Source organism: Myxococcus vastator (assembly GCF_010894475.1).
Lineage (GTDB): Bacteria > Myxococcota > Myxococcia > Myxococcales > Myxococcaceae > Myxococcus > Myxococcus vastator.
This window is the reverse complement of sequence record NZ_JAAIYB010000134.1, coordinates 1-18,528: the sequence shown is the minus strand read 5'-3', so window position 1 is coordinate 18,528 and position 18,528 is coordinate 1. Positions and strand designations below refer to the sequence as shown.

Below are 18,528 nucleotides of genomic sequence, written 5' to 3'. Positions count from 1 at the left end.
GGTGTCGGGGGGAAGGGTCATCTTCGGGCTGCTCCGAGCCAGTGAACGTGGAGTTCAAGGCCGGCATCTGATGGAGATGCTGGGCCTGGTCGTCGTGTATCTCCTCGCGGGAGGTTTGGGTCAGAAGGTGGCCACCGTGGGCAACATCAGCCCGGCCTGGCCTCCGGCGGGAGTGTCCCTGGCGGCGCTGGTGGTGCTGGGTGTGTCACGCTGGCCCGGTGTCTTCGTGGGCGCGTCGGTCATGTCCATCCTGGCGGAGGTGCCCGTCGTGGCCTCGCTCGGCGTGGGCGTGGGCAACACGCTGGCGGCGGTGCTCGGCGTGGGCCTGCTGCGGCGGGTGGGGTTCGACAAGGGGCTGGAGCGGATCCGCGATGTCGTCGCGCTGTGCGCGGGAGCGGGCGCGCTGTGCCTGGGCGTGAGCGCCCTGGTGGGCGCGGCGAGCCTCGCGCTGGGCGGGCGGCTCCCGTGGACGTCCCTGGCCACGGGCCTGCGCGTGTGGTGGGTGGGGGACTTGATGGGCGTGCTGGTGGTGGCGCCGGCGCTGATGCTGTTCAAGCGGTGCTCCTGGCCGCGGCGGGGCGGCGAGGCGGTGGTGCTCGCGGGGCTCACCACGGTGCTGGGAGGCGCCATCTTCTTCGTACCGGCGCTGCCGCACAGCGCGGCGCACGCGGCCGCCTTCCTCCTCTTCCCCATGTCCGCCTGGGCCGCGCTTCGCTTCGGTCCTCGGGGCGCGGCGGCGGCCACGCTGTGCATCGCCGCCGCTTCCATCGTGGGCACCGCGCGCGGGCAGGGGCCCTTCGCCACGGATGACCTGACGCAGGACCTGCTGGTGCTGCAGCTCTTCATCGCCGCCAACGCCGTCACCGGGCTGCTGCTGGCGGCGGCGAGCACCGAGCGGCAGCGCGCCGTTGGCCAGCTCCAGTTGCTGGGCACCACCGTGCGCAGCGTGCACGAAGGTGTCCTCATCGCGGAGGTCCGCGCGGGAGGCGCGCTGCGCACCGTGTTCGCCAACGAGGCCCTGTGCTCGCTCCTGGGATACCGGCTGGAGGAACTGGTGGGCCAGGACCCGTGCCTGCTCTACGGCGCGCAGGAGCCGGAGTTCCGCCAGCGCACGCGCCAGTCGCTGCTCGCGGGCGAGCCGGTGTTCGCGGAGGTGAAGTTGACGCACCAGCAGGGCGGCCTCGTGTGGAGTGAGGTGCTGCTGTCCCCGGTGCGCGCCACGGGCGAGGACATCACCCACTTCGTGGCCACCCACCGGGACATCTCCGCGACCAAGGAGCTCCAGGCCCGCCTGGTGGCGGCCGAACGCGTGGCCGCGGTGGGCACGCTCGCGGCCGGAGTGGGGCACGAAATCAACAACCCGCTGGCCTACCTGGTGCTGAACCTGGAGGCCGCCGAGCGCGGCTTGAGCCAGGGCGGCATGTCGGGCATGCGCGACGCCATGGCCAACGTGCGGGGCGCGTTGGAAGGCGCCGAGCGCATCCGCCTCATCGTCCGGGACCTCCAGATGTTCAGCCGCCAGGGGACCCAGGACCCGGGGCTGGTGGACCTCAACGCGCTGGTGCCGCCCGCGGTGCGCATCATCAGCCACGCGCTGCGCCACCGCGCCCGGTTGGTGGAGGAGTTCGGTCCGGTGCCGCGCGTGTCGGGCAGCGAGGCCCGCCTGGGGCAGGTGCTGCTCAACCTGCTGGTGAACGCGATGCAGGCGATTCCAGAGGGCAACCCGTCCATGAACGAGGTGCGCGTGCGCACCAGCACGGATGCCTCCGGCCGGGCCCGCGTGGACGTGGTGGACAGCGGCGCGGGGATTGCCGCGCACGTGCTGCCGCGCATCTTCGAGGCCTTCTACACGACCAAGTCCAGCGGCGAGGGCACGGGGCTGGGGCTCGCCATCTGCCAGCAGATTGTCCGCGCGCACGGGGGGGAGCTGGAGGTCCGCAGCGAGCCGGGCCGGGGCTCCGTCTTCAGCGTGCTGCTGCCGCCCGCGCGCGTGCATGCGCCCGCGCCGCCACGGCCGCTGCCGCGCGTCAGCCTGCCGCAGCCGCCCGTGGCGCGGCGGGGCCGGGTGCTGGTGGTGGATGATGAGCCGCGCCTCGCGCAGTCCATGCGGCTGCTGCTGGAGCCCTTCCACGACGTCGTCACCACCACGCGGGGCAGCGAGGCGCTGGCGCTGGTGGACGCGGGCCACCGCTTCGACGTCATCCTGTGTGACTTGCAGATGCCGGAGACGGACGGCGCCGCCGTCTACCAGCACCTGTGCGCCCACGCGCCGGACCTGGCCGCGAGGGTGGTGTTCATCTCCGGCGGCGCCTATACGCCGGAGTCCCGCGCGTTCATCGACTCCGTGCCCACCCGCGTGCTGGAGAAGCCCGTCCGGCCGGAGCTGCTCATGGGCACGGTGGCCACGGCCCTGGCCGCGGTGGAGCCGGAGCCGCGCGTGGGTGAGGCGGCGCCCGTGGCGGCCGTTGGCGGCGTGCGGCACTGAGGCACGCACGCGCTCACGCCGTGGCGTCCACCCGCGCCAGCGCATCCCGGATGGCGGCGCACAGCGCGGCCCGCTCCGTGAAGAGCGCGGTGACGTGCCCGGCGTCCACCCAGCGCAGCTCGCTTCGGGGCCAGTGCGCGTGCAGCGCGAGCGTTTCGTCACCGGGCACGAAGCCGTCCCGCCGGCAGGCCACCAGGACGGCCGCTTCGGGCTGCCGCGGAGGCGGAAAGCGCGTGAGGTTCGCCAGGTCGAAAATCCGCCCCAGCCGGCTCCGGGCCTGCTCCGCGTCGCGCCGGGGGCCATCCAGCAACGCGAAGGCAATGGACCAGGACAGCAGCCCCTGCGTGAAGACGGGGACGGGCGATGCTCCGGCCGCGAGCGCCGCCACGGCGAGCGGCTCCGGGACGACGGCCGCCGTCAGCGCCGCCATGTAGCCACCCATGCTGTAGCCCGCCACGCCCAGCCGCGCGTGGCCCTCTCCGCGCAGCCACGCGAGCAGCGCGCGGGCCTCGTCGACCATGCCCAGGTTCATCAAGACGTGGTCGCTGACGGTGCGCAGCGCGCCGCCCTTCTGGCCCACGGGGCGGCGCAGGCCGTAATAGGGGTTCTCCAGCAGGAACAGGTCGATGCCTTCCCGCGCCAGCGGCGCGTACATGCGCTCGCGCAGGGAGAAGCCCTCCTCGCGGGACGCCGCGAGCACGACGCAGGCGCCGCGTGTGCGCCCCTGCCCCGCGCTCAGCCACCGGACATGGGCCGTGCGCGCCGCCGCGTCGAGCCGGGCCAGCGGGGAAGGAAAGGTGCCGTCCCGGACCTGGAGGCCGCGCAGGAGCCGGGGCGCGCTCCACTCGGGCGCGATGGGCGCGAGCCGCTGCTGGAACGGCGCGGCCGCCGCGACCTCCTCGAGGAACTGCTCGTCACCCCAGCCCTGGGAGAAGAGCCGGGCGCGGCGGGAGAGGCCCGCGAAGAGGACGTCCACCGGATGGGTTCGCAGCACCCGCGCCATCCTACGCCCGTGCGGGAAGGGTGGGGATGTGGAATTCCCGGGATTCCGTCTGTCCTCCGAGGCGCGGTGTGGGCCCGTCGGTGGGACAGGGCATATCATTCCAGGGCTCGTCAGGAATGCGGCTGGGGGGAGCCGGGCTTATCACTCCAAGGTGCTCCCCATGACCGCTCAAGAACGCGTCGAGCGTGCCGCCAGCGCGCTGAAGGTCTTCCCCCTCCCGTCGGCGGTGCTGTTCCCGCACACCGTCATTCCGCTGCACATCTTCGAGCCGCGCTACCGGGCGCTCATCCAGGACGCGCTCGCGGGGGACCGCGTCCTGGCGCTGTCCCAGCTGGAGCCGGGTTGGGAAGGCAACTACGGCGGCAAGCCGCCCATGCTGCCCATGATGTGCGCGGGCGTCATCGTCTGGGACGAACAGGTGGAGGAGGGGCGCTACAACATCCTCCTCCAAGGTGTGAGCCGCATCCGCATGACGTCCGAGCTGACGACGGAGAAGGCCTACCGGGAGGTGCTCGCGGAGGTGCTGCCGGACGTGCCCTTCGAGGGCCCGGAGGAGGAGCAGCTGCGGCAGGCCGTCTTCGAGCTGGCCGGCCGCGTCCCGCCGTCCTTCGCGGAGAACCTGCTGCCGGTGGCCGCGCGGGCCCAGGGCGGCATGCTCGCGGACGTGGTGGCGTCCGCCGTCATCCCGGAGCCCGAGCGGCGGCAGGCGCTGCTGGCGGAGCTGGACGTGCGCAGGCGCCTGGAGGGCGTGCTGGAGGACGTGGGGGCGCTCATCGGCAGGCTCCAGCCCCTGCGGCCCACCGGCCCCTTGAACTGAGCGGGTTGCGCTTGCCTTGTCCGGCGGGCCGCGCATTGCTGCGCGCCGGACGCGTCATCGAAAGGGACGGGAGCAACCATGCGGCTCGTGAAGCTCGGGCTTGCCAGCGTGAACACCACCGTGGGGGCCTTCATCCGGAACACGGACAAGGCGCTGGCGCTGGCGGGGAAGATGGCGGCGGAGGGCGTCACGCTGGGCGTCTTCCAGGAGCAGGTCATCGCCGGCTACCCGGCCGAGGACATGGTGCAGTGGCAGGGCTTCATGGACCGCCAGTGGCCGGAGCTGGAGCGCTTCGCGCGTGAGACGGCGGCGCTGCCGACTGTCTTCGTGGTGGGCGTGGGCGTGGCCCACCAGGGCCTGCGCCTCAACTGCGCGGCGGTGGTGGCCGGTGGCCGCATCCTGGGCCTGGTCCCCAAGGAGAAGCTGCCCACCTACAGCGTCTTCTACGAGGCGCGCACCTTCGGCCGCGGTCAGCCGGGCATGGCGGAGGTCCACCGGGGCGTGCCGCTGGGGGACTACCTGTTCCGCTTCGACTTCGGCGTTGTGTCCCCGGAGGTGTGCGAGGACATCTGGAGCGCGGATGGCCCCATGCGGCGGCGCACGTACTCCGGCGCGGAGCTGGTGGTGAACCTGTCCGCGTCCCCCTTCCGGCTGGGCTTCGTGGAGACGCGGCGCGAGCTCATCGCCACCCGCGCGGCGGACCACCAGTGCACCATTGCCTACTGCAACGCGGTGGGCAGCAACGACGGCCTCATCTTCGACGGCGGCGGCTTCCTCAACCAGAACGGCCGCCACGTCATGGAGACGCCGCGCTTCCAGGAAGGCTACGCGGCGGCGGTGGTGGACCTGGACCGCACCCTGCGCCTGCGCGCCGAGGCCACCACCTGGCGCGTGGACCGCGAGGCGTGGCTGGCGCAAGGCGGCCAGGCGGCGGCGGTGCTGGACTGCACCCAGGCGGTGCACACGCAGCGCGACGCGCTGACGTACCCGGTGCCTCCCCACCGCAGCTTCTTCCTGCCGTCCCCGGACACGCGCCGCACCGCGCGGGAGGCGCTGTGCGAGGACCTCCTGGACGCGCTCTGCCTGGGCGTGGGCGACTACTTCGAGAAGACGCGCGCCTTCCAGGTGCTGGGCATCGCGCTGTCGGGCGGGCGGGACTCGCTGCTGACGCTGCTCATCGCGCACCGGTACGCGAAGCGCGCGCGGCCGGAGAACCCCGGCTCGCTCATCCAGGCGTTCTACATGCCCAGCCGCTACTCCAGCGACGCCACGCGCGACGCGGCGGAGACGATTGCGCGCGAGCTGGGCGTGGCCTTCCAGGTGGTGTCCATCGACGAGGCCTTCGAGCGCGAGCGCGCCGTCGCGAAGACGATGCTGGGCGGCAAGGACGTCACGCCCATTACCGAGCAGAACATCCAGGCCCGCCTGCGCGCCCAGCGCATGTGGAACTGGAGCAACTCCTGCGGCGGGCTCTTCCTGCAGACGGGCAACATGAGCGAGAAGTCCGTGGGCTACACCACCATCGGCGGGGACCTCATGGGCGCGCTGGCCGTCATCGCCAACGTCCCGAAGACGGTGGTGATGTACCTGCTCGACTACCTCCAGGACACCACGGGGTATGAGGGCATCCGCAAGGTGCTCGCCAAGCCCGCGGGGCCGGAGCTGGCGCATGACCAGGTGGGCGAAGAGGAGCTGATGCCCTTCCCCATCCTGGACGCCTGCTTCTACCTGTACGGCAGTGAGAAGCTGACGCCCGCCGAAATCCTCCAGGCGCTCACCGCCATGTTCCCGGAGGTGGAGTCCTCCCGGCTGAGCGGCTACGTGGAGAAGTTCGTCCGCCTCTTCCAGCAGTCCATCTACAAGTGGGTGCAGTCACCGCTGTCGCTCCACATCGGCAACCTGGACCTGGACCGGGAGCGCGCGTTGCAACTGCCCGTCGTCACCGGCACGGAGTGGATGCGGCCGGCGTAGCACGCCTGTGGGCCGCCCACCACGCCCGGTGGCCTGCTCCCCGGGCAATTACCCCCGGGGGTGAGTGCCGCCGCCGAGCCTTGCCGGATGTCACACGGGAAACAACCTTCATGTCTGCCACTCGACGATGGAGGCATGGATGAAAGCGAAGATTCTGGCGGGCGCCGTTGCGGCGCTCATGTACGGAGGCGTTGCTGTTGCCGATGACGGCGACTGCCCGCCCCCGCAGGCCAGCACCAGCCAGAGCCAGCAAGACGCAATGGTGGCCCAGGGGCAGCAGGATGACCTGAGCGGCGATGACATGCTGCAGGAGGACGACACCATCATCCTGGAGATGGAGCCCGTGCCCGACGTCTCCGGGCAGCAGTCGCAGGACAGCATGGGCATGGGCATGGGCGGCAGCGGCCAGGAGGGCATGGACGACGCGGCCCTCGGCGGCAGCGGCCAGCAGCCCTCGGGCGCCCAGGGCGAGGTCTACATGAACGTGCCCGTCCGCTGCGAGCCGGTGGGCCAGCAGGGCACGGGCGGCAGCGGCCAGGAGTCCATGACGCCGCCTCCCGCCGCGCCCCAGGGCACGCATGACAGCGAGCAGCTCGTGGTGCCGCCGGCGCCGCCGATGGGCACGGGCGGCAGCGGGCAGCCTTCCACGCAGCCCGTCTACCCGGAGCCGGAGTCCGCGTACCCGCCGCCGGAGGAGGACGCCATGGGTGGCAGCGGCATCGCCACGACGCCGCCTCCCTCCAACTTCCAGCCGTCGGCCGAGCGCGCCGAGCCGATGGACGTGGAGCAGCGCGAGGACAAGAACAAAATCAAGGGCCTCTCGGTGATGCTGGGCGGCGGTGTGGAGGGCTACACCGGCGCGCTGGCTCCGCAGCTCAGCCCCGGTGCCACCGCGGGCGTTCGCGCGGCCATCAAGCCGTCCAAGGTGCTGGGCATCGAGCTGGGCTACACGGGCGCGCTGAACAACATCCGCAACGCGGAGACGGGCGCGAGCGGGCCGGACCTCGTGCGTAATGGCGGGCAAGCCGTCCTGACGCTGGGCATCGCGCCCACGGCGTGGCAGCCGTACCTGCTGGGCGGCATCGGTATCAACGACTACAACTTCCGGGGTGGCGAGTCCCTGGGGTACCGCGATGACACCGTGGGCAACGTGCCCGCGGGCCTGGGGCTGCGAGGTCACGTCGGCCAGTTCGTCGTGGACGCGCGCGCCAACTACAACTTCCTCTTCGACAAGGACTTCGCTCCGGGCATCGACCCGGGCGGCGGTGACTTCGAGGGGGGCGGCAGCTACCAGGGCACGGTCAGCGTCGGCGGCACTTTCTGACGCGGAGACGAAGCCCCAGGGGGTTCAAGCTGGAAGCGGTGGCGCGGTGCCCGGTAGCCAACGGGCCCGCGCCGCCGTGCTTTCCAGGGGCGCACGGGCGCTGAGGTCGCGCTAAGGTGCCGCCCTTTCACGCGGTCAGAGGAGCGTTGGATGGGTTTGAACATGGAAGACGTGAAGGTGGGCACCGGCACCGAGGCGACGGCCGGCAAGTCCGTCACCGTGCACTACGTGGGGACGCTGACCAGCGGCTCCAAGTTCGATAGCAGCCGGGACCGGGGCCAGGGCTTCACGTTCCGCCTGGGCGCCGGGCAGGTCATCGAAGGTTGGGACAAGGGCGTGGCCGGCATGAAGGTGGGCGGCGTGCGCAAGCTCACCATCCCGCCGGAGATGGGCTATGGCGCGCGCGGGTTCCCGCCCGTTATTCCCCCCAACTCCACCCTGCTTTTCGAGGTGGAGCTCCTGGACGTTCGTTGAAAGCGAGGACCTGATGGCGGCGGTCGAAATCACCAAGGACAACTTCAAGGAGACGGTGTCCAAGGAGGGCATTGTCATCTTGGACTGGTGGGCGACGTGGTGCGGCCCCTGCCGTGCCTTCGCGCCCATCTTCGAACAGACCTCGAACCAGCATCCGGACGTCGTCTTCGGGAAGATTGATACGGATGCCCAGCAGGAGCTGTCTGGGGCGTTCGAGATTCGCTCCATTCCCACGCTCATGGTGTTTCGTGACGGGATTCTCCTGTTCGAGCAACCCGGAGCGCTGCCAGCCGCCGCGCTGGAGGACCTGCTCAAGCAGGTGAAGGCGCTGGACATGGAGCAGGTCCGCAAGGAAGTCGCCGCCAGGCGCGGGGAGCCGCCGCAGGCCTGACGGCTGCCCTCAGCTACCAGGCGGGGGGCCGGTGGCATGTCCGCCGCTGGCCACCCGCCGCGCTCCAGGAACCGGGGCGCTGGAACGTGAGGGCCCCAGACGGTGTTGTCGGAACGTGGCTCGCAGCGGTCAGGCCCGGATGGGCCGGTCCGCGAGGCCGCCTCCCTCCACCCCACGTCTTGGATTCGATGCCGCATTCCGTTCTTCGAAGTACCCCAGGGGAGGACACGCCGCGCGCGCGCATCCTCCTGGTGGACGACACGCCCGCCAACCTGCTGTCCCTGGAAGCCATCCTGGAGCCGCTCGGCCAGGAGCTGGTGCTGGCCCGCTCTGGCGAGGAGGCGCTGCGCGAGCTGCTGCGCGGAGAGTTCGCCTGCATCCTCATGGACGTGCAGATGCCAGGGCTGGATGGGCTGGAGACGGCGAACCTCATCCGGGCGCGCGAGCGGACGAGCCACCTGCCCATCCTCTTCATCACCGCGCTGAGCCGCGAGGCGGCCTTCGTCACCCGGGGCTATGCCCAGGGCGCCGTGGACTACCTGCTCAAGCCCGTGGACCCGGACATCCTGCGCGCCAAGGTGCGGGTCTTCGTGATGCTGCATCTTCGCGGCGAGCAGGTGAAGCGGCAGGCGGTGGAGCTCGCGGAGCGGCGCCGGGCCGAGGAGGCGGCGCAGCGGGCCTCCGAGCTGGAGCAGCAGCTCATGGGCATCGTCGGCCACGACATCCGCACGCCCTTGTCCGTCGTGCTGACGACGGCGAGGAGTCAGCTCTCCGGAGGCGCGTTGGAGCCGGCGCAGCAGACGGCGTTCGAGCGTGTGGCGCGCAGCGGCGAGCGCATCCAGCACATCGTCGAGCTGCTCATGGACTTCACGCGCTCCCGCTTGGGGGGCGGGCTCCCCGTCATGCCCCGGGCGGGCGACCTCAATGCGCTGTGCCGCGAGGTGGCGGACGAGCTGCAGGTGGCCCGGCCGGGCCGCATCATCCGGTGCGACTTCTCACGCGACAGCCTGCACGGTGTCTGGGACCTGGAGCGCATGGGGCAGGTGGTGGCCAACCTGCTGGACAACGCCTTGAAGTACAGCCCGGAGTCGTCCGCCGTCCGCCTCTCCACCTGGGAGAAGCCGGACGCCGTCTTCCTGGAGGTCCACAACGAGGGCGCGCCCATTCCTCGCTCGCTGCTGCCGCACCTGTTCGAGCCCTTTCGGCGGGGCGAGGACTCCCGAGGGCTGGCCCGCTCCAGTCTGGGCCTGGGGCTCTACATCGCCCGGGCCGTCGTGGAGTCGCACCGGGGGCGGCTGACGGTCCGCTCCTCGGAAGGCGAGGGCACGTCCTTCCGGGTCTGCCTGCCCCGGCGGGCGGAGGCGCGGTTGCTCGACGACGGTGTGAGCGACGCGGGGAAGTCCCCCCTGCCCATGACGGCGTGACGCGCCGTCACTTCACCACGGCGCAGACGCCGCCTCCGTTGAGGTGGGCCTGATCCACCACGCTCTGGGTGATGAACTCCTGGAGCGTGCGCACGTCGAACGCGCCGGGCTGGTAGATGACGGGCTGGCCCTGGGCGTCGCGCAGCTCGGCGCCGTCGCGGCCCCTCAGGTCGGTGAGCGCCTGCGTGGCGAGCCCCTCGGGGGTGATGACGTGGTCCGCGCCCGCGGTGGCCGCGATGGCCTCGAAGCGCAGTTGCACGCCCCGATGCGTGCCCAGCCTGTCATAGAACATGTGCTCGGCGTGGATGGTGACCTCGGGCCGGGCCACGGAGCCCTCCGGGACGATGATGCCCTGCGTCCCGTCCGCGCCGTTGATGCAGTTGTTCATCAGCGCGTTGACGGGGAAGCCCATGCGGAAGCGCAGCACGGGCTCGTTCTGCTTCGTCGCGTGGCCTTCCACGAAGTAGCTGAAGCCGCGCTCGCGCATCATCGCGAGGTCCTCCGCGGAGACCTGCCCGTCCGCCAGCTCGGTGCGCGCCTCGGGGGGACTCACCCGGAAGCCCACGTCCCAGCGGCCCGCTGGAACACCCGTCAACTCCACCAGGGGGATGTCGCCCTTCTGCACGTCCACCAGCACGTGGCGGCTGCTGCCGTGCGTCTCGCCGGACGCGGAGGTGAGGGTGACGTCGCCCAGCGACACCAGGTAGCGGGTGAACTGGATGGACCAGCCATCCTGGAAGAGCGTGTCCGGGAGCCCACGCTGCGTGCCATCACCCCCACTCATCGTGACCTGGACGTCGCCCGTGGCCACGTTGTCACAGGCCGTTCCCGCCAGGCCCCACGCCACCAGGGCCGCGCACCACCACTTCCGGGACTGCCGCCGCTCCGTGTTCATGCAATAAGTAGTTAATTGCAACGTGGTTGCGAGTCAATCGGGGCGTGGTGTATCTGGGGTGTGGATGCAACTCGGATGCGTGAATTCCGCTCCAGGGCGGGTCGCTCCGGAACCTAGTGAGGTCATCACCCGTGTGGATTCCGACTCTGGTGCTCTGCGTACTGAGCGCCACGGGCGAGTTACCTGTGACGCCACCCGTGCCGCTGGAGGCGCCAGGGCCCGTGCTGCCTTCGGACGTGCCCGCGCCCGAGGTGCCCGCCACCGTCCTGCTGCGGCTCACCATTGACCGCGCGGGCGAGGTGTCCCGGGTGGACGTGCGGCAGTCCGCTGGCGTTGCGTTTGATCGCGCCGCGATGAATGCCGCGCTGCGCTGGCGGTTCCAGCCGGCTCGGCGCGGCGAAGAAGCCATCGACGTGCGGGTGGATGTGCCCGTCACCTTCGTGCCGCCGGTGCATGGCCACCACATCGAGCCCGTGGCCTCCGGACAGGATGGGGCGGAGGCGCCTCCGGACGCGCCCGTGGCGCCGGAGCCGCCTGCCTCGGATGCGCCCGTGGCGCCGGAGCCGCCGTCCTTCTCCACCACGGTCCGCGGCGCCGCCCAGGCACCGCCGCCGGTCGCCGTGGGCGACTTCCACATTCCGGTGGGACAGCTCGCGGACGTGCCGCGCCGCTCCGCGTCGGACCTGATGTTGCTGGCGCCCGGCGTCATGCTGGCCAACCACGGCGGCGAGGGCCACGCGGAGAGCATCTACATCCGGGGCTTCGACGCGGGAGAGGGCAAGGACGTGGAGCTGCGCCTCAACGGCGTCCCCCTCAACGAGGTGTCCCACGCGCACGGCCACGGCTACGCGGACACGTACTTCATCATCCCGGAGCTGGTGGAGTCCCTGCGCGTCACCGAAGGCCCCTATGACCCGTCCCAGGGCGACTTCGGCGTGGCGGGCACGGTGGAGTACCAGCTCGGGCTGGCGCGGCGCGGCCTGACCGCGTCCCTCTCCACGGGCAGCTACGCCGCGCGCCGGCTGTCCCTGCTCTGGGGGCCGCCGGAGGCCAGTGAGGCCACCTTCGTGGGACTGCTGCTGCGCCAGGGCCACGGCTACGGCCCCAACCGTTCCTACGCCAACGCGGGGCTCATGGCGCAGGTGGAGCTGCGCGTGGGCGACGCGTCGCGGCTGCGCCTGTTCGGCACCAGCTATGGCATGCGCTTCGCGTCGCCGGGGGTGGTGCGGGAGACGGACGTGGTGGACGCCCGGATGCCGTGCGCTCCAGATGCGGACTCGCAGTTCTTCTGCTCCTACGACCCCAACCAGGGCGGCGCGGGGCAGCGCCACATCCTCTCCGCCGAGCTCCAGTCACGGCTGAAGCGCGGCGGGCGCTTCGTCCAGCAGGGCTACGTCCTCCTCCGGCAGACGCGCATCCGCGACAACTTCACGGGCTTCCTGCTGGACACCACCCCGCCGGACGGCCAAGGCCAGCGCGGCGACAACACGGAGGGGTACTACCGTGGCTCCACCCTGGGCCTGCGAGGCCGCTACGTCCCGGGGCTCACGCTGCTGGGGCAACCGCAGCCGCTGGAGCTCGGCTACGTGGCCCGCTACGACGACGTGCGCACGCGCTCGCGCCGGCTGAGGGACAGCGGCGGCGTGCCCTACGCCACCGTCTTCGACAACCAGGTGCGCACCACGAACCTGGGGGCCTACGCCTCGTTGCGAGTGGCCCCCCTGTCATGGCTCACCCTGCGCGGCGGCGTGCGCCTGGACACCTTCCTCTTCGGCGTGGACGACTTCAACCGGCCCACCCAGGACCGGGATGGCCCCCGCCTCCCGGACGAGTCCCTGGAGGCCTACGGCTTCTTCGCCAGTCCGCGCGCGTCGGCGGAGCTTCGCCTGACGCCCCGGCTCACCTGGCTCACCAGCGCGGGCCTGGGCGCGCGCTCCAGCGACGCCGCCGCGCTGTCCGACGCGGAGCTGGCGCCCTACGCCCGCGTGGCCTCGGGTGAGACGGGCCTGGGCTGGCGGCTGGACGGGCCCCTGGCGCTGGAGGCCCGCGGCGCCTTCTTCGCCACGCGCGTGTCGCAGGACTTCGTGTTCGACGAGACGGTGGGCCGCAACCAGCCCGTGGGCGCCTCGCAGCGGCTGGGCGCCTTCGTCAGCGCGCGCGGGACGTTGCGGGAGCGGGTGGACATCCAGGCCTCGCTGGCCTGGGCGCGCGCCACGCTGCCGGTGCCCGGCGCCTCGGCGTGGAAGCTGTGGGACGGGGCGGTGATGCCCTACATCCCGGAGCTGCTGGGCCGCGTGGATGCGTCGCTGCGAGGCACCACCCGCGTCGCAGGGCAGCAGGTGGACTGGAACGTGGCCGTGGGACACAGCGCCATCGGCCCCAGGCCCCTGCCGCTGGACCGCTACAGCGCGCCCATCTTCCTGGTCGACGTGGGCACGCGGGCCCGCTGGAAGGCGGTGGAGGTGGGCCTGTCGGTGGAGAACCTGCTCGACACGCGCTGGCGCGAGTCGGAGTTCAACTACGTGTCCAACTTCCGCGGCCCGGACGCGCCTCCGTCGCTGATGGCCACCCGGCACTTCACCGCGGGCGCGCCCCGCACCTTCATGGGCACGCTGACCCTGCACCTGGACCTCCAGGAGGACTCGCCATGACGTCCCCGCCGCACACCACCCGCCGCGCCTTCTCGTGGATGCTGGGCACCGCGCTCGTGGGAGGCGCGTCCGCCTGTGGCCTCTCCGGCACGGGAGGCCGCGGCGTCACCTTCCGCATGGGCCTGCGCACCGCGAAGGCGCCCGGAGAGGACTCGCTCGGCGAGTTCACCACGGACCTGGGCTGGCGCATCCGCCTGTCCTCCGGGGTGATGGTGCTGGGCCCCATCTACATTTTCGAGAACGCCTCGCCGCTGGAGCCCACGGCCGCTGCGCCACGCGTCCTGCGACGGCTGGGACAGTGGTTGCTGCCCACCGCGCACGCCCACGACGGGCACTTCTTCTCCGGGGGCACGGTGCTGGGTGAGTGGGACCGCGAGGTGGTGTTCGACCTGCTGGCGGAGGCGGGCGAGGTGCGGGAGCTGGGGCGCTCGCCAGGCATCGCCGGGCTGGCGCGCTCCTTCTCGCTGCTGCTCCAGCCGCCCTCCCGCGCACTGGGCGCGGAGGGGGCGGCGCTGGGCGGCCGGTCGATGATTCTGGAAGGAACCGCGTCCCGGCAGGAGACGCACGTCCCGTTCCGGGTGGCCCTGGACTTCCCGCCGCCCGTGGAGCTGCAACGCGTGGACTTCGTGCCCATCGCGGCGGAGCTGGACGAAGGCGGGCGCTTCGTCGTGGAGGTGCAGCCGCACCGGTGGTTTGAAGGCGCGCACTTCGACCGCGTGACGGTGCCCGAGGGCGGCGGGGGGGTGGACCTGACGCCCGACACGCAGGTGTACCGGGCGCTGACGCTCAACGTGCGTCGCTACACGGCCTTCGCCGGGACGTGGGAGCCCGCCTGACGCGCGTTCAGCGCGAGCCCTGTGGCATGGGCGTGGCGCCCTGACTTGCGCCGCGCACCACCAGCACCAGCCAGACGAGCGACACGCCCATCCACGCCGCGCACAGCGCGGTCCAGCTCTGCGGCGCGGAGGCGTGCACCAGCCACCACGTCACCGCCGCCCCCATGACGAGCACCCGCCCCAGCTCCAGCGGCAGGCTCCAGCGCCGTGACTCCAGCATCCCGCTCCACGCGGTGGCCATGGCCCAGAAGAGCAGGCTGAGCACCAGCTTCTGCCAGCCGGTCAGCGGCGAGGCGTGGTGGCTCACCAGCAGCATGAAGGGCATCGCCGCCAGCAGTTGGAACACGAGGTAGCCCCGGGTGCCGGGCAGCTCGGTGGATTGGAACTTCAGCTCCACGCCGTCCTTCTTCCAACCCAGGGAGGGGCGCGGCGGCAGGTCCGCGGGCCGCCAGCCGGTGGGCATCACCCAGATGCGCAGCCGGTCCCAGTGACTCTTGGTGGCCACCGCGTCACCGACGAGCTTCCCCCACGCCTGGAAGTTGATGACGGTGGGGTCCCAGGTGTTGGGCGGCGAGGTGAGGCCGTAGGAGCACGCCTCCTGCTCCTCCTGGAAGGTGCCGAACAGCTTGTCCCAGATGATGAGGAAGCCCGCGTAGTTCTTGTCGATGTAGACGTCATTGCGCGCGTGGTGGACGCGGTGGTGCGACGGCGTGTTGAGCCAGGACTCAATCCACCGGGGCATCTTCGGGATGACGCGCGTGTGCGGAATGAACTGGAGCACCAGGTGGAAGGCCACCATGGCCAGCACGGCCTCGGGCGGGAAGCCCACCAGCACCAGCGGCCAGTAGAAGAGGAACGAGAAGAGGCGCTGCGTCACGCTCGCGCGCAGGGCCACCGCGTAGTTCAGCTCCTCGGTGGAGTGGTGCGGCGAGTGGGCGGCCCAGCCGATGTTGGTGCGGTGGCCGAAGCGATGGAACCAGTAGAAGAGGAAGTCCACGCCCAGGAAGAGCGCCACCAGCTCCAGCGGGGACGACACCCCCAGTTGCCAGGGCGCGAACTGTCCCAACTGGATGAAGAGCGGGAGCACCAGCAGCGCCACCGCCACGTTGACGCACTGGTTGAGCACCGCGGTGCCCATGCTCGCGATGGAGTCCTGGAAGGCGTAGTACCCGTTGCGCCGGATGACGCAGTAGGCGAACTCCCCCAGCGCCAGGACGATGACGAAGGGCGTGGCCACGGCGTAGACGTTGATGCTCATGCCGCCGGTGTATGGCGCCCGGAGGAAGGCCGCCTTAACCTGGGTTAAGCCCAGGTGCCCTCCGCTTGAGATACCCGAAGCTCTTCGAGCACATCGCCGCGCTCACGCCGCTCCCCGCCAGCGAATGGCTGAAGGCGGAGGTGCTGGCGCGGGAGCAGGCGCTGGACAAGCGGGCGCTCTTCCTGCGGCCAGGCGACCCAGCGGACCGCTTCGGGCTGGTGCTCCAGGGCGTCTTCCGCGCGGTGCGCGTCTCCGCCCGGGGGGAGGAGTCCATCAAGGCCTTCCGCGCTGAGGGGGAGCTCATCGGCGCCTACGCGGAGATGTTGCAGGGCCAGCCCTCCATGACGTCCATTGAAGCGCTGGAGCCGGGCCGCGTGCTGGCCTTCCAGGCGCGGGACCTTCAAGCGCTGGAGGCCGGCCACCCCTGCTGGGCCCAGCTCGCCCGGCGGGTGGCGGAGCAGCACTACATCCTGAAGGAGCGCCGCGAGCAGGAGTTCCTCGACCTGTCCGCGGAGGAGCGCCTGGAGCGCTTCTGGCAGGAACACCCCCACCTGCACGGGCGTGTCCCCCAGCGGGACGTCGCGGCCTACCTGGGCATCACCGAGGTGGCGTTGAGCCGCATCGTGTCACGCCGCCGCAAGCGGGCGGAGTGAGCGCGGCGGCGCGGTCCATGGTTTCATCGAGCGCCGACCCGCCATGTCCTCCTTCCCATCCTCGCAGGACCTCCCGCAGCGGCCACTGACTCGTGAAGACGCCCGGACGCTCACGCTGGCGGCGCTGGGCGGCGCGCTGGAGTTCTACGACTTCATCATCTTCGTCTTCTTCACCAAGGTCATCGGCGAGCGCTTCTTCCCGCCCGACACGCCGGAGTGGCTGCGGCAGTTGCAGGCCTTCGGCCTGTTCGCGGCGGGCTACCTGGCGCGCCCGCTGGGCGGCATCGTCATGGCCCACTTCGGGGACCGGGCGGGCCGCAAGCGCATGTTCACGTTGAGCGTGTTCATGATGTCGGTGCCCACGCTGCTGATAGGTCTGCTACCCACCTATGAGACCGCGGGCTACGCGGCGCCCCTGGCGCTGCTCCTGCTGCGGGCGGTGCAGGGCGCGGCGGTGGGCGGCGAAGTCCCGGGCGCCTGGGTCTTCGTGTCGGAGCATGTCCCTTCGCGCAGGGTGGGGCTGGCGTGTGGGACGCTCACCGCGGGGCTCACCTTCGGAATCCTGCTGGGCTCGCTGGTGGCCACGGCGGTGAACTCATTGCTGGGCCCCGAGCAGGTGAGCGCCTACGGCTGGCGAGCCCCCTTCCTCATCGGCGGCGTGTTCGGCTTCCTGGCGGTGTTCCTGCGCCGCTGGCTGGCGGAGACGCCCGTCTTCGAGGAGCTGCGGCGGCGCAAGGCGCTGGTGAAGGAGCTGCCGCTCAAGGCCGTGCTGCGAGGCCATGGCGGCGCCGTGGTGATGTCCATGCTGCTCACCTGGGTGCTCACCGCTGGCATCGTCGTGGTCATCCTGATGACGCCCACGTTGATGCAGAGCCTGCACTCCGTCACCGCCACGCACGCGCTGGTGGCCAGCAGCGTGGCCACGCTGAGCCTCACGTTCGGCTGCGTGGCCTACGGCCTCCTCGCGGACCGGGTGGGCGTGGGCCCGTCGCTGGGGCTGGGCTGTGTGCTGATGCTGGCGGCGGCGTATGCGCTGTACCTGGGCGCGGCGGCCTCCACGGAGGCGCTGGTGCCGCTGTCCGCGCTGGCGGGCTTCAGCGTGGGCGTGGTGGGGGTGGTCCCCACCGCCATCGTGCGCGCCTTCCCCGCTCCGGTGCGCTTCTCGGGGCTGTCCTTCTCCTACAACATGGCCTACGCCCTCTTCGGCGGGCTCACCCCGCTGGTCGTCACCTTGATGATGAAGGTGTCGCCCCTGGCCCCCGCGCACTACGTGGCCGCGGTGAGCGTCATGGGCGTGGGGCTCGCGCTCCACCTGCTGCGCGCGGGGCGGGGCGTCGCGCTGCACCCCGCCACCGGGCCCTGACTCAGTAGCGCTCGAAGACGAAGTTGAACGTCTCCTGCTCCGTCGGCCCGAAGGTGAGCCGGAGGAAGCGGTCGCCGCCGGGGGCGGTGAACTTCAGCGTGTGGCTGATGGCGGGCAGGCAGACGGGCCGGGCGGGCTCCAGCGCGGCGGCGATGGCGTCCTCGCCCTCCGTCGTGTCGTGCACCGCCACCGGGATGGGGCGGTCGAGGTACAGGACGACGGGCTCGTCCCGGCTCTCTCCTGAAACGACCTCCGTGTAGCCCAGGAAGGACGTGTCGCTGGCGGGGAGCGTCAGGGCGTAGAACTCGTGGGAGGCGTCCGTCGCGGGGTAGATGTTGGGGGAGGCGCTCGCGGTGACGGGCACCGGGCTCTCCAGCAGCGCGTGGGCGCAGGCGTGCTCGGTGGTGCCGTCGCGCCGGCCGGTGGTGAAGTCCAGCCGTCCATCGCCGAGCCCCGCGTGGGACGCGTCCACCGCGTGGCCTTCCGCGCTCCTCAGTCCGCCGAGCTCCAGGGTGTACGCCGTCTCCTCCTCGAGCGGGGGCAGGTCGGATTCGGGCCGAGGGATGTCGACCACCAGCATCAGGCCGTACTCGAGCCAGGTGCCCGTCAGGGTGCGAGGCGCATTGGCCGGAGTCGTCCGGTCGACGAGGGTGACTTCCGCCGCCGTGGTGTCCATGGGCGTGTCGAAGACGAGCGTGACGCGCTTGCGCGCCGCGGTGGTCATCGCGTCCGTCTTGAACAGCTCCACGGGCAGCACGTCCGTCTCTCCCTCCGAGGGCGTGGAGCCGATGACGATGGGCCCCTGGACCGCCCCGGCATCGGGCTGGGTGCCCGCGTCGGGCTGTGTGCCCGCGTCGGGCTGGGTGCCGGCGTCGGGCGTCGGGGTGACGGGGTCGTCGTTGTCACAGCCGGCCAGGGCCAGCAGGGCGCACGTGGCGAGCAGGGTGGTGGTGGCGGCGGTTCGCATCGGAGGGCCTTGGTGG

Annotated in this window: 15 protein-coding genes; 11 read left to right on the top strand and 4 right to left on the bottom strand. The window is 71.5% G+C overall.

Annotation, left to right across the window (positions count from 1 at the left end; all coding sequences use genetic code 11):
• The first annotated feature begins 1 nt into the window (after position 1).
• Entirely contained in the window at positions 2–2,485 is a 2,484-nt protein-coding gene (gene espC / locus G4D87_RS15510) for a serine histidine kinase EspC (protein WP_240358304.1), read from the top strand.
• A 13-nt stretch (positions 2,486–2,498) separates the two neighbouring features.
• On the opposite strand, the gene G4D87_RS15505 is transcribed toward espC, so the two are convergent.
• Entirely contained in the window at positions 2,499–3,488 is a 990-nt protein-coding gene (locus tag G4D87_RS15505) for an alpha/beta hydrolase family protein (protein ID WP_163782843.1), read from the bottom strand.
• Between the two features lie 160 nt (positions 3,489–3,648).
• Here G4D87_RS15505 and G4D87_RS15500 point away from each other — a divergent pair, with 160 nt between their 5' ends.
• The 6 genes from G4D87_RS15500 to G4D87_RS15475 all read left to right on the top strand — a co-directional run bounded on the left by G4D87_RS15500 (position 3,649) and on the right by G4D87_RS15475 (position 9,889).
• Positions 3,649–4,305, top strand: a complete 657-nt coding sequence (locus G4D87_RS15500; protein ID WP_163782842.1) for an LON peptidase substrate-binding domain-containing protein — start codon at positions 3,649–3,651, stop codon at positions 4,303–4,305.
• Positions 4,306–4,383: 78 nt separating this feature from the next.
• Positions 4,384–6,276, top strand: a complete 1,893-nt coding sequence (gene nadE / locus G4D87_RS15495) for an NAD(+) synthase (protein ID WP_163782841.1) — start codon at positions 4,384–4,386, stop codon at positions 6,274–6,276.
• Between the two features lie 64 nt (positions 6,277–6,340).
• Entirely contained in the window at positions 6,341–7,600 is a 1,260-nt protein-coding gene (locus G4D87_RS15490) for a hypothetical protein (protein WP_163782840.1), read from the top strand.
• Between the two features lie 150 nt (positions 7,601–7,750).
• Positions 7,751–8,074 carry an FKBP-type peptidyl-prolyl cis-trans isomerase gene (locus G4D87_RS15485; RefSeq protein WP_163782839.1) on the top strand — a complete coding sequence of 108 codons (324 nt, stop codon included), beginning with the start codon at positions 7,751–7,753 and terminating at the stop codon, positions 8,072–8,074.
• 13 nt (positions 8,075–8,087) lie between these two features.
• Positions 8,088–8,465: a thioredoxin gene (gene trxA / locus G4D87_RS15480; protein ID WP_163782838.1), complete on the top strand. Its 378-nt coding sequence runs from the start codon at positions 8,088–8,090 to the stop codon at positions 8,463–8,465.
• Positions 8,466–8,653: 188 nt separating this feature from the next.
• Positions 8,654–9,889 carry a hybrid sensor histidine kinase/response regulator gene (locus G4D87_RS15475; RefSeq protein ID WP_163782837.1) on the top strand — a complete coding sequence of 412 codons (1,236 nt, stop codon included), beginning with the start codon at positions 8,654–8,656 and terminating at the stop codon, positions 9,887–9,889.
• A 7-nt stretch (positions 9,890–9,896) separates the two neighbouring features.
• Here the strand turns inward: G4D87_RS15475 and G4D87_RS15470 are convergent, their stop codons facing one another.
• A complete protein-coding gene (locus tag G4D87_RS15470) occupies positions 9,897–10,784 on the bottom strand; it encodes a hypothetical protein (protein ID WP_163782836.1) in 888 nt (295 codons plus the stop codon).
• Between the two features lie 116 nt (positions 10,785–10,900).
• Here G4D87_RS15470 and G4D87_RS15465 point away from each other — a divergent pair, with 116 nt between their 5' ends.
• Entirely contained in the window at positions 10,901–13,435 is a 2,535-nt protein-coding gene (locus tag G4D87_RS15465; RefSeq protein WP_163782835.1) for a TonB family protein, read from the top strand.
• Positions 13,432–14,271 (top strand): hypothetical protein, encoded by an 840-nt coding sequence (locus G4D87_RS15460; protein WP_163782834.1) that lies wholly within the window; start codon positions 13,432–13,434, stop codon positions 14,269–14,271. The genes G4D87_RS15465 and G4D87_RS15460 overlap by 4 nt, the downstream gene beginning before the upstream one ends.
• Positions 14,272–14,278: 7 nt before the next feature.
• Here the strand turns inward: G4D87_RS15460 and G4D87_RS15455 are convergent, their stop codons facing one another.
• Positions 14,279–15,529, bottom strand: a complete 1,251-nt coding sequence (locus G4D87_RS15455; RefSeq protein WP_163782833.1) for a sterol desaturase family protein — start codon at positions 15,527–15,529, stop codon at positions 14,279–14,281.
• 65 nt (positions 15,530–15,594) lie between these two features.
• Here G4D87_RS15455 and G4D87_RS15450 point away from each other — a divergent pair, with 65 nt between their 5' ends.
• Positions 15,595–16,182: a Crp/Fnr family transcriptional regulator gene (locus G4D87_RS15450; protein ID WP_163782832.1), complete on the top strand. Its 588-nt coding sequence runs from the start codon at positions 15,595–15,597 to the stop codon at positions 16,180–16,182.
• 43 nt (positions 16,183–16,225) lie between these two features.
• Positions 16,226–17,545 (top strand): MFS transporter, encoded by a 1,320-nt coding sequence (locus G4D87_RS15445; protein ID WP_163782831.1) that lies wholly within the window; start codon positions 16,226–16,228, stop codon positions 17,543–17,545.
• A gap of 1 nt (position 17,546) precedes the next feature.
• On the opposite strand, the gene G4D87_RS15440 is transcribed toward G4D87_RS15445, so the two are convergent.
• Positions 17,547–18,528 (bottom strand): Ig-like domain-containing domain (locus tag G4D87_RS15440; RefSeq protein WP_240358302.1); only part of this gene is annotated, 982 nt, incomplete at its 5' end.